We start from the raw sequence: 12105 nt of genomic DNA on the forward strand, positions 1-12105 counted from the left end.
ATCAATCATCAACCTTGACTTCATTTACCGGTATTTCCCCGGCAAGGAACTGTTTTACATTATCAAAGGTTGTCAGTGCGATCTGGCCGAGTGCTTCCTGTGTAAAAAACCCCTGATGTGCAGTGATCAGTACGTTCGGAAAAGTCATAAGCCGTGCAATGGTATCGTCGAGAATAATCTGATCGGAGAGATTCCGAAAAAACAGATCTTCTTCCTGCTCATAAACATCTATCCCCAGATAGCCGATTTTGCCTGATTTCAATCCGGCAATGACGGCCCTGGTATCTACCAGTCCACCTCGTCCGGTATTAATCAGCATAACGCCCGTTTTCATTTGAGCAATGGTTTCATTATTGATGAGATAGCGCGTTTTTTCATTAAGCGGGCAATGCAGCGAGAGAATATCGCATTGTGGCAAAAGCGTATTGACGGCAACATACGAGACGCTCATTTTCTCCATCTCCGGTTTCTTTACCGGATCATAAGCAAGAATATTGCAACCCAGACCATGCATAATCCGGCAAAAAACTTCACCAATATGACCGGTACCAATTACACCTACCGTTTTTTTATAGAGATCAAATCCAAGCAGCCCGTTTAACGAAAAATTCTGTTCGCGGATTCGGTTATATGCCTTGTGCGTTTTGCGATTCAGCGCCATGATCATTGCCAGTGCATGCTCCGCCACGGCATGCGGAGAATAGGCGGGGACGCGTACCACTCTGATGTTGCAGATTTGAGCTGCCTTAAGATCCACATTATTGAAACCGGCGCAACGCAATGCGATGAGCGGTATATTCAGCCGGGCAAGCTGGCGGATAACTGCTTCATTAAGGCAGTCGTTGACAAAAACACATACGGCATCACTTCCATCGGCTAGAAATACAGTGCGTTCAGTCAGCTTTTCTTCCAGAAAAACAAATTCAAAACACGTATCTGCACAATATTTTGTAAATGATTCGCGGTCATACGGTTGTGTACTGAAGAAAGTAATTTTCATTGGCTGTTTCCCGGCAAGGGTACCTGCATAAAGGAAAGAAACATATGAATTGTAATGGAGCCATTTAATTGACAACGGGAAAAACGATGCGCTGGGATATTTTCTGTCATGTAGTTGATAACTACGGCGATATCGGTGTCTGTTGGCGTCTGGCACGTCAACTGGTGATGGAATTTGCTGTTTCCGTACGAATACTGATCGATAATCTGGATTCAATGCAGCGCATTTGCCCGGAAACCAACCCTGATCTGGCTGTTCAGCATATCCTGGGGATAGAGATTCTGCACTGGGTTATGCCATTTCCGGATCTTGTACCGGCAGATGTTGTGATTGAGGCTTTTGGCTGCGAATTACCCACCCGTTACGTGACAGCAATGGCTGCTGAAAAAACAGGCCCTGTATGGATCAATCTGGAGTATCTATCTGCCGAGCCATGGGTAGAAAGTTGCCACGGTCTGGCTTCTCCCCATCCTGGTTTACCGTTGATCAAATATTTTTTTTTCCCGGGCTTTACAGCAGAGACCGGTGGATTAATACGGGAAGCCGGATTATTTTCCCGGCGGGATGCGTTACAAACAAATTCAGCAGGATTGTGGCAGGAATTGGGTATCCCCGGCCCAATCCCGGGTGAAACCACCATTTCACTGTTTTGTTATAGCAGTGCCCCGACCCGTAATTTACTGGACGCCTGGGCAAATTCAGCATCACCAATTCGATGCCTGCTGCCTGAAGGTGCAGTTTCGCAGCAGGTAGCCGGCTGGGCAGGCAAATCATACCTTGCAGCGGGAGAATGCATTCAGCGCAGAAGCCTTATTTTGCAGGTTATCCCTTTCCTGTCACAGGAAAATTATGATCATTTGCTGTGGGCATGCGACTGTAATTTTGTACGCGGTGAAGATTCTTTCGTACGCGCGCAATGGGCAGCACGGCCCATCATCTGGCAGATTTATCCACAGCAGGAAAATATACATTTAACCAAACTCAATGCTTTCCTGGATCTTTATTGCCAGAATCTGATCAAAGAAGCAGCTGATGCCTTGCATGCCTTTCACCGGAGCTGGAACCGTAACGAAAACCCGGATTGGGATGCTTTCTGGACACATCAGAAAATACTGCAATCTCATGCAATCAGCTGGGCTGATCAGCTTGGGAAAATGCCCGACCTCACTTCCAGTCTGGTAGATTTTTGCAGAAACCGGCAATAATTCCTTCGCCCCACTGGGGAAGACGAAGTATAATTCCCTGTTTTTCCACAACTTATAGTAATTAGATGAAAACTGCTCAAGAACTTCGTGTAGGTAATGTGTTTATGCTCGGCAAAGATCCAATGGTCGTACTGAAAACTGAATTTTCCAAGTCGGGACGTAATTCCTCTGTAGTTAAAATGAAATATAAAAACCTGCTGACTGAATCACCAGGTGAAGCTGTGTACAAGGCTGATGATAAATTTGATGTGGTGGTACTGGAAAAGAAAGAAGTTACCTATTCCTATTTTGCCAGCCCAATGTACGTATTCATGGATGCTGAATTCAACCAGTATGAAATTGAAGAAGAAACCATGAGTGCCGCACTCAGCTTTCTGGAAGATGGCCTGCCTTGCGAAGTTGTGTTCTACAACGGCAAACCCATTTCAGTTGAGCTGCCCAATGTTGTTGTACGTGAGATTATTTATACCGAACCCGCTGTCAAAGGTGATACCACAGGTAAGGTAATGAAGCCCGCGAAAATCGCCACCGGCTTTGAACTGGCTGTACCTTTATTTTGTGAAATCGGTGACAGAATTGAAATTGACACCCGGACAAACGAGTATCGCAGCCGTGTCAAATAAACAATAGTGATATCTGTACTCAATATGCTGATATTCCGACATACACGGGGGTACTTGTATGTCGGAATAATTTACTGATAACACCACAGCGCAGAAACGGCCAGCGTTTTTATCCTGCCGAACAAGCCGATCATAACATCTCCCCCTTGATCACCTTCAGCGGCACGACGGGGGCAGACTGCCGACGGTATTCCTCATCCCACATCCGGGCTTTGTCGATCATCCAGGTAAGCGGGTAAAGATCCCCGGGAGTGAAGATTTTCCCCTCGGGCGAAATGAGCTGGTTACGCAGTAACATCCAGCCTTCCCAGGCCTTAAAGGGCAGTTCATAGCCGGTCATGATGCGCAGCAGTCGGAACGCGGCATACGGTATCCGTACGACGCCGCGTTCCCAGTACTGGACAGTCCGCAGTGAAACCCGAAGCATGTCGGCAACCTGTTGACGGGTAAGCCCCGCCAGAATCCGCGTCTCACGCATAACGTCATAGTTCACGGGTTTGTAGGGTTTACGCTTGTAACGGCGTTTACGGGGCATGGTGATACCTCACAGGCAGCGGGATATACCAGCGATGATGACGACGGTGATAAAAGGCACCTTCAAAGCGACCCTCAGCACACCAGTCGAGAATATCGCCCAGGGGAAGGCGAAGGTGACGAGCCAGGGATTCATCCGCGATCACGCCAGTTACCGAATTAGTGAAAAAATCACCTGATTTTCCAGGGTAAAAACGAGTCATTTCAGTCTCCAAAACCAATTTTAAGACTAGCGCCGGTTAGTCTAATTTTTCCCAGAATGGGAATGAATGGACTGGGTGTCAAAGAGTGCAAAACTGCCAAAATGGCAGTAAATGGACTAGGCAAAATAAAGTGCAAGGAGTGCAAAATTTGCACTGAATGGACTAGTGTTACTATGTCCATTCGGGCATTCCTCACTCCTCGCTGCGCTCGTCGTTCGGTTGCCCTCATTTCCCCCCGCTCAAAGTAGAAAATCAAACAGGTTTTGCTGAGTAACTTTTCAATTTGACATAATGCATTTCTTCCTGCGTTTTTATACCGGCAGCATGAGCACTGAATTGCGTATAATGTATATTATGTTAAACGGTGGATGATTTATTTCTGAATAAACGCTATATCGCTTACCATTAACCATTGACTCAATTGGTACTGCTAAAAAATTAAATCATACTGGGAAGGTCGGATAATGAACTACTACACTCTTCTGGAAAGTCCTGTTGATCGGTTATTGCTTATGAGTGATGACGATTTTCTGACGGGGGTGTATATGGAGATTGAGATACAGAAATTACTGCCGCGTATCATAGGGAATAGTAACTGGCGACAGGATAAAGTACCTTTCACTGAAACAATTGCTCAGCTAAACGCTTATTTTGCGAAGGAACTGATTGAGTTTGATCTGCCAATGAAAGCAATCGGAACCCCTTTCCAGCAGGCTGTCTGGCAGCAGTTAAGTACCATCTCCTATGGTGAAACTGTCAGTTACAAATACATCGCTGAGCGTATCCACCTGCCTAAAGCTGCACGTGCTGTGGGTATGGCCAACGGACAAAATCCCATTTCGATTATTATTCCCTGTCATCGTGTAATTGGCGCCAATGGCAAGCTGACGGGCTATGGCGGTGGAGTTCACCGTAAGCAGTGGTTACTGGCACACGAAGACAGGCAAACCTCTTTCACCTGATTCCTGATTATCACCTGTTCTCATAAATCTGCCTGGTAATCGCAGAATATTGTTTCAGGGACAGATTCTCTGCTCGCAACCCTGCATCAATTCCTAACTGTTCAAAATTACTGACAGTCAGGTAGTTCCGCAGCGTATTACGCAATGTTTTACGCCGCTGAGAGAATGCAGCAGTCACCAGCTCGGCAAACAGCTTTTCCTGTTCAAATGGAATAACCGGCTCCGCTCTTGGCCGCATGCACACAATGGCAGACTGGACTCGTGGCGGCGGGTTAAACGCTTCTGCAGGCACATCCAACATCTGTTCCATCTCAAACCGGTTCTGCAGCATGAGTGACAAACGCCCGTAATCCGATGTGGAAGGTAATGCCACCATACGTTCCACCACTTCGAGCTGCAGCATGAAATACATATCAATAATCAGATTGCTGAATTGAGCCAGATGAAACAGCAATGGTGTAGAAATGTTATAGGGCAGATTTCCAACGATCCGCAATCTATCCCCCAGCGCAGAGAAATCAAATTTCAGCGCATCAGCATTATGGATAACCAGCTTCTCGGTATCAGTACGAGAAAGATGATCGACAATATCCCGATCTATTTCAATAACCTGCAGCTTGTCAAGAATGCTGAGAAGCGGTCTGGTCAGCGCGCCCAGTCCAGGCCCTATCTCGATCATCCGGTCACCGGGTGCCGGATGAATGATATGGATAATTTTGGTAATGAGGTGTGTATCGACCAGAAAATGCTGGCCAAAACGTTTGCGCGGGATGTGCCGCATAGCAGTGTGCTGAGTAGGTTTTGAATAAATCTGCACACACCAGTCCGATTTTCCCGGATTTAAGGTTATGACAGAGACTGGCTTTATTGGGCTACAGCAACGGTGCGTGTTTTCTCGATGAGCATCAACGCTGTTTCAATCGCAGTATTCATACTGCCGGTTTCAGCCCGTCCGCTTCCGGCCAGCTCCAATGCCGTGCCATGATCAACAGAAGTACGAATAATGGGCATTCCCAAACTGATATTGACGCCGTGTCCAAAGCTGGCATGTTTGAGCACCGGTAATCCCTGATCATGGTACATGACAAAAATACAATCGTATTCCTTGAGCCTGGGCGGGTTGAACATGGTATCTGCCGGTAACGGACCGAGCAGATTCATCCCTTCCTGTCGCAATTTTTCCAGTACCGGGATAATTACATCGATTTCTTCCCGGCCGAGATGACCGGATTCTCCTGCATGTGGATTCAGTCCTGCCACGGCAATACGCGGGTTTTTGATCGCAAAACGTACTATCAGATCATGGTGAATGATACGCAGCTTTTGTTCCAGCCGTTCAGGTGTAATGGCTGCTGGTACATTTTTGAGTGGCAGGTGTGTCGTAGCCAGCGTTACTCGCATCCCTCCCCCGGCCAGCATCATGACTGCGTGGCTGTCAGTCAGCTCAGACAGGTATTCAGTATGCCCGGAAAATGGAATACCGGACTCACTGATAATGCCTTTATGCACCGGCGCTGTAACCATGGCATCAGCCTTACCTGTAACACAGGCTTCAACAGCCAGCCGCAACGTTTCCAGAACGTAAGCAGCATTGCTGACATCCAACTGCCCCGCTACAACAGGATTTTTAACAGGTACATGCCGCACGTGCAAGTAACCTGCCTGATGAGTACAGGTATTGGCAGCTTTCTCGTCTATCAGCTGTAAAGGTAATCCCAGTTTTCCGGCACGCTGCTCAAGTACATGGCGATCAGCAATGACTGTCATCCGGCAGGGCAAATTCTGCTGTGCAATCTGCACACATAAATCCGGACCAATGCCGGCAGGTTCACCCGCAGTTACCACCAGATGAGGAATGAAAGAAGGTGCCATATTAAACAATTACCCGGTTTTATTTACGAACAGGGGGTCACTCTGCAGGATTATCAGTTATCTTCGATCTTGTACTCGACATAAGCCTGATCCCTGAGCTGTTGTAGCCATTCCTGCACAATAGCATCCGCCTTGCGCGCATGGATGGTTTTACGAGCCATTTCGCGCTCCTGACGTTCACTGACATCCTGCGAGCGTCGCTCGATCACTTTGATCAGATGCCAGCCAAATGGAGAGCGAACCGGCTGGCTGACCTGACCAGGCAGCAGTATATTCATTGTTTGCTCAAACTCCGGCACAGTATCACCTGGCGAAACCCAGCCCAGATCTCCTCCGGCAGAGGCGCTGGCATCTTCTGAATGTGCCTTGGCAACATCCATAAAATCCGCTCCGTTATGGATGCGTTCCATGAGCTGACCAATCAGCTGACGAGCATCTTCTTCTGAAACCAGTTCACTGACTTTAATCAGAATATGTTGCGCATGGGTCTGCTCGATAATGGCTGCTTTCTTTTCCTGCTGGCGACGTGCGAGCAGTTTGAGGATATGAAAACCAATCGGGCTTCGCACAACTGGCGTAATCTCTCCGGGCTGCATTTTTATCAGCATTTCGGCAAAGGGTGAGCCCATCTGGCCAACAGGCCGCCAATCCATCTCCCCCCCCTGCATGGCATCCGATGCATCAGAAAATTCAGCAGCTACCTGAGCAAAACTGATTCCCTGGCGAAGATTCTCATAAGCTGTCTCAGCACGCTTGTGTCTGGCTTCAATCTGGGCTTCACTCATCTGTTCAGAAATCTGCACCAGAATATGGGCGATACGGTATTCTTCGTTATTAGTGGGTGAATTAGCCTGATTCTTCAGAAAATTATCAATTTCACTTTCAGTTACGTTAACGCGGCTGTTTACTTCCTGCTCTTTCAGTCGGGACATCAGGATTTCACCACGGATTTCCTCACGGAACTGGCTCATGTCTGTTCCTTCCTGAAAAAGAATCTGCCTGAATTCTTCCATAGTCAGGTGGTTATCTTGTGCAATCCGGCGCAGCGTCTGGTCAAGATCGTTATCACTGACAGTTACCCCGATTTCTTTCGCACGTTGCAGTTGTATCCGCTTAAGGATTAAACGTTCCAGCAGCTGTTTTTCCAGAATTTCCATACGTGGCAGCTGCGTGTTCTGTTTTTGCAGCTGCTGAACCGTACTATGCAGAAGTTCACTGATTTCCTGCTGAGTGATAATTTCCTCGTTCACAACCGCCACAATACGATCGAGCGGTTTAATATCATTCCGTGAATCGGAAACCCGGGCCGAAACGTTGATTGCCCATATAAAAACCAGCATGCCGATCAGAAATCTTCTGCTGATTTTCAGTTGCCTGTTACTGCCAGATTGGATCATTACAGTTCTGCCTTTGTATAGCCCGGGATACCCTGTCGCAAGACATCGATCGGATTAGTACCAATCCTCATTAAATCGTTCAATTCCAGCTGGACAAAAAAGTTGGTCGAAGTACTTTGTGATGCATCAGTAAACCGGTTAGCCACCAAACGCAGCGTCCAGCAGCACGCGTTATATTCGAGACCCACCAGACCGGCAATCAATTTATCATTCTTCAATGAATAATTGACGGCTAAAAACCCCTGCCAGTTCTTCAGAAATGACCATTGAGTGGAAAGATCAACCTGTTCCAGAACATCCCGCGTAAAGCGATAACCTGCATTTACAATCTGCCCGGGAGCAGGTCGATAGCTGATCCCTGTGCGTATTTTCTCGATCAGAAAATTATTCTGATTTAACTGCACACCTGAATCTGTCTTGATAGATTGCGTAAGATTCCCGGAAATTTCTGCGATAAAGTCTGAACCGGCTCTGGTAACCTGAGGAGAGTTAAGTAACACCCGGCGCTCAGTAAAACGGACTCTCTGACCGGCTGAAATACGCAGATACTCGTTACCCGTCGCGGAGTGGATCAGGCGGGAACTGACTGCCATCGTAATTTCATTGGCATCATTGATTCTGTCTTCGCCACTGAACCGCCTTTCCAGAAACAGCTGCGGGTAGCTAAAGTCCATTTCAGCAGAATCAAAGTTAGGTAATAACTGCTGATTTCTGTATGGAATATAGGTATAAAAAACACGGGGTTCAATGGTCTGGACAAAATTCTGGTTTCCCAGCGTGGTATCGCGTTCCATCGCAATACCGCTATCAAGGCTGAAAATGGGAACAGCCCGGCTCATATTTTTATCATCGGAATCAGGGCTTGCCGACCTGTTCAAATTATAATGTGTGTAATGAAGCGACATTCTGGGGCGAATAAACCCAAAAGAATTTTCCAGTGGAAAGCTGACACCAGGCAGTAATGTCAGGCGTTGGCCATGTGGCAAAGTAGGATGCGAGAAATTTGACCAGCTGCTGGCAAGATCAAAATCGAAACCATATACATTCCTTTTCGAAGCATTTACAGTAAATCGCGGCAGAATTTTGAAAGGAGAAGTAATCGGAATTCTCGGGTCCTGAACAGTCTGGAATTGCTGGACAAGTGTACTAAAGGAAAGCATGCCATTGCGACCCAGCTCACTGAAATAGCTGGCAAAAGCCTGTTGCAACAGGTTGGTCTGGGACGTCACAAGAATATTGTTACCCAGATCCCGGAAATAATTATGGTCTGATACCTTGTTAAAGTTAACCATTCCAAACCATCCCGAGCCCAGGTTCTGGTAATGATTAAGCTGCATTCCATAACGTTTGGTGCTGGTTACCAGGTCATTTGGCAAATAATCCAGTAAAAGCTGTCCATTAAGTGCCTGTCCAATATAGCGAAACTCGTTATTCAGCATCAGGCCACGCTTGCTCATCAGCCGTGGCGTAATCGTTGCATCGTAGTTCGGCGCAATATTCCAGTAAAAAGGGACAGAAAGCTCGACTCCCCTCCTGCTGGAGTTACCCATAATGGGTGATAAAAATCCAGTCTTTCGTTCATTGCCGTAAGAAAAATTCATCCACGGCAGGTACAAAATGGGCACATCCTTAAACCGGATCGTCGCACGGCGGGCAGTTCCTTCCTTCTTGTTCTTATCCACTTCCAGATCATCCGCCAGAATGTACCAGTCATGGTTATCCTCGGGACAAGTGGTGTAGCGTACTTTTTTGAAACGATACTGTTTTTCTCCATGCAACAATAATAATTCTGCTTCACCACGTCCGCTACCATCTTTCTGAAGATAGCGCGGATTAATCAGCTCTCCTGTATCATCATTCAGATTCATCTGCAGGTAAGTGCCCCACAACGTATCGTCCGGCCGCTCAAGCATTGCATTACCTTCAACTTCAACATCATCACTGCTTTGATAGTATTTCACCCGATCGGCTGTTAAGGTTTCATCCCCGCGGCGCATGCGTACATTACCGGTTGCTTCAACTTCCTGCTGATAATACCCATCAATCCGGTCTGCTTCGATATGCACCGGCTGACTGTTTCCGGCCCGGGATGACTGATCTGCACTCATGGTCCGGACAGGAAACAGCACCAGACAGATACACAGAATCCAATGCAGTTTAAGTTTGTTCATTCAGGGCTGAAACGTTAGCGAAGTTTTTGCAGATGTATTTTTATAAAGGCGCTATTATCCGACAATTTTTCCGGATGCTCGACCAGAACAGAAACCGGGTTTCGGGTGATTTTACCTGTTTGAACCAATAATCTGACGCCGGTGGCAGATTGCCCGGAAAAGCGCATATCGCCCCGTTATTTTTATCTACCAGCTATTTCCATGCCTGATCTTAATGCTATTTTTTCTGCTGATGGACTGCTTGCGCGGACTATACCAGACTATCGTCCACGTACCCAGCAGCTGGAAATGGCGCTATCCATTTCACAGATCATTGAAAAACAAGAAATTCTGGTTGCTGAAGCCGGTACAGGAACAGGTAAAACCTATGCTTATCTGGTACCGGCTTTACTGTCCGGCGGAAAGGTAATTGTATCAACCGGTACGAAAACGCTGCAGGATCAGCTTTTCCAGCGTGATATCCCAACCATGCGTGCTGCCCTGAAAATCCCGGTAACTGTTGCATTACTCAAGGGGCGCGCCAATTATATCTGTCATTATCATCTTGAGCGCACACTGAATTCGGATCAGATTCATTTTGCCAACCGGGCAGAAGTAAAATACCTCCACCTGATTGAGCGTTATGCCGGTACCAGCAGTCATGGTGATAAAAGCGGTCTGGATAAAGTGCCGGAACAGTCTTCCATCTGGCAGTATGTCACTTCCACGCGTGAAAACTGTCTGGGATCAGATTGCCCGCATTACAAACAGTGTTTTGTGATGGAAGCCCGCAAACAGGCACTGGCAGCCGATATGATCGTCGTCAATCACCACCTGTTCTTTGCTGATGTCATGCTTCGTGATGAAGGATTGTCCGAACTGCTGCCTGCCTGCAATACCGTGATATTCGATGAAGCGCACCAGTTACCCGAAGTGGCCAGCCTGTTTTTTGGTGAATCCGTCAGTACAGGTCAGATACAGGTACTGGTGCGTGATACTGATACTGAAGCACTGCTTGAAGCCCGGGACTTCACCCCTCTTTCTGATGCCACCGCAGCTGTTGAAAAAGCGGTGCTGGACTTACATCTGACCATTACAGAAAAACATGCCCGCCTGTCTTCCACAGCAGCCGCACAGTACTCCGGATTTAGTGAGGCACGTCAGGAATTACAGGAAAAACTGACTTCACTGACGGGATTGCTCGAAACTCAGGCTGTCCGCTCCCAGGGATTGCAAAACTGCTGGGCACGAGCACAAGTCATACTCAACCGGATCAGACAGTGGCACGAGCAATCGGAATCACCGGATTCCATCAGCTGGATCGAAACCTACAGTCAAAGCCTGCAGTTCAATACCACCCCTCTATCTGTTGCAGAGATCTTCAGTAAACAGCTCCATGCCTCCGCCCGTGCCTGGATATTTACCTCTGCCACTTTGTCGGTCAAAAAGGATTTTTCCCATTACAACCGGATGATGGGGCTGTTTGATGCCAAAACAGCCAGCTGGGACAGCCCGTTTGATTATCCCAATCAGGCGCTGCTTTACGCTCCCGCTCAACTGCCTGATCCGAATACGCCACACTATACTGAAAGTATTGTCGAAGCAGCATTACCTGTTATCCGGGCAAGCCAGGGACGGGCTTTTATCCTGTGTACCAGCCTGCGCAACATGCAGCAGATTCATGATTTACTGCAAGCGTCTTTTCAACAGGAGCAGCTTGATTTTCCTTTACTGCTGCAGGGGCAGGAAACTCGCTCTGCTCTTCTGGATCAATTTCGCAAGCTGGGTAATGCGGTGCTGGTAGGCAGTCAATCTTTCTGGGAAGGCATTGATGTCCGCGGACGGGCGCTTTCACTGGTTATTATTGATCGTTTACCCTTTGCTTCACCCGATGATCCGGTGCTGTCCGCCCGTATCGAAAAAATTACCCGCGAAGGCCGTAATGCTTTCATGGAATACCAGCTGCCTCACGCCGTCATCAGTCTGAAACAGGGGGCCGGTCGCCTGATACGGGATGAAAGTGATCGTGGCGTACTAATGATCTGCGATCCGCGCCTGGTATCCAAATCCTACGGTAAACGGATCTGGCAAAGTCTACCGCCGATGAAACGTACGCGCGATCTGGAAGAAGTAAAATGTTTTCTGACAGCTGTTTGATG

General features: G+C 47.6%; 11 protein-coding genes. 4 read left to right on the forward strand and 7 right to left on the reverse strand.

Translation table 11 applies throughout. From position 1 onward, the window contains the following. Nucleotide 1: 1 nt before the first annotated feature. A complete protein-coding gene (locus IT527_RS00735) occupies nt 2-1000 on the reverse strand; it encodes a 2-hydroxyacid dehydrogenase (protein ID WP_292965180.1) in 999 nt (332 codons plus the stop codon). Nucleotides 1001-1086: 86 nt separating this feature from the next. Here IT527_RS00735 and earP point away from each other — a divergent pair, with 86 nt between their 5' ends. Next, nucleotides 1087-2205, forward strand: a complete 1119-nt coding sequence (gene earP, locus IT527_RS00740) for an elongation factor P maturation arginine rhamnosyltransferase EarP (RefSeq protein WP_292965183.1) — start codon at nt 1087-1089, stop codon at nt 2203-2205. Between the two features lie 65 nt (nt 2206-2270). Further along, nucleotides 2271-2828: an elongation factor P gene (efp, locus tag IT527_RS00745; RefSeq protein ID WP_292965186.1), complete on the forward strand. Its 558-nt coding sequence runs from the start codon at nt 2271-2273 to the stop codon at nt 2826-2828. 130 nt (nt 2829-2958) lie between these two features. On the opposite strand, the gene IT527_RS00750 is transcribed toward efp, so the two are convergent. Beyond that, on the reverse strand, nt 2959-3363 hold the full coding sequence (locus tag IT527_RS00750) for a VC1465 family Xer recombination activation factor (RefSeq protein ID WP_300171703.1): 405 nt from the start codon (nt 3361-3363) through the stop codon (nt 2959-2961). Continuing rightward, nucleotides 3353-3565, reverse strand: a complete 213-nt coding sequence (locus tag IT527_RS00755; protein ID WP_292965189.1) for a hypothetical protein — start codon at nt 3563-3565, stop codon at nt 3353-3355. Before IT527_RS00755 ends, IT527_RS00750 begins: the two co-directional genes overlap by 11 nt. Before the next feature lie 464 nt (nt 3566-4029). Between IT527_RS00755 and IT527_RS00760 the strand changes: the two genes are divergently transcribed. Beyond that, complete coding sequence (locus IT527_RS00760; RefSeq protein ID WP_292965192.1) at nt 4030-4527, forward strand: methylated-DNA--[protein]-cysteine S-methyltransferase; 498 nt, start codon at nt 4030-4032, stop codon at nt 4525-4527. A 10-nt stretch (nt 4528-4537) separates the two neighbouring features. Here IT527_RS00760 and rsmA read toward each other — a convergent pair whose 3' ends face one another. The 4 genes from rsmA to IT527_RS00780 form a co-directional block, all read right to left on the reverse strand. After that, entirely contained in the window at nt 4538-5308 is a 771-nt protein-coding gene (gene rsmA, locus IT527_RS00765; protein WP_292965194.1) for a 16S rRNA (adenine(1518)-N(6)/adenine(1519)-N(6))-dimethyltransferase RsmA, read from the reverse strand. Nucleotides 5309-5391: 83 nt separating this feature from the next. Further along, nucleotides 5392-6399, reverse strand: a complete 1008-nt coding sequence (gene pdxA, locus IT527_RS00770; RefSeq protein ID WP_292965196.1) for a 4-hydroxythreonine-4-phosphate dehydrogenase PdxA — start codon at nt 6397-6399, stop codon at nt 5392-5394. Nucleotides 6400-6452: 53 nt separating this feature from the next. Further along, nucleotides 6453-7796, reverse strand: a complete 1344-nt coding sequence (locus IT527_RS00775) for a peptidylprolyl isomerase (protein WP_292965198.1) — start codon at nt 7794-7796, stop codon at nt 6453-6455. Then, on the reverse strand, nt 7796-9967 hold the full coding sequence (locus IT527_RS00780) for an LPS-assembly protein LptD (RefSeq protein WP_292965200.1): 2172 nt from the start codon (nt 9965-9967) through the stop codon (nt 7796-7798). The genes IT527_RS00775 and IT527_RS00780 overlap by 1 nt, the downstream gene beginning before the upstream one ends. A gap of 201 nt (nt 9968-10168) precedes the next feature. On the opposite strand from IT527_RS00780, the gene IT527_RS00785 reads away from it, so the two are divergent. Next, the gene (locus IT527_RS00785) at nt 10169-12103 is read left to right on the forward strand and encodes an ATP-dependent DNA helicase (protein WP_292965202.1); all 1935 of its coding nucleotides are present in this window, start codon (nt 10169-10171) and stop codon (nt 12101-12103) included. Nucleotides 12104-12105 lie beyond the last annotated feature (2 nt).

Source organism: Nitrosomonas sp. (assembly GCF_020852615.1).
Classification (GTDB): domain Bacteria; phylum Pseudomonadota; class Gammaproteobacteria; order Burkholderiales; family Nitrosomonadaceae; genus Nitrosomonas.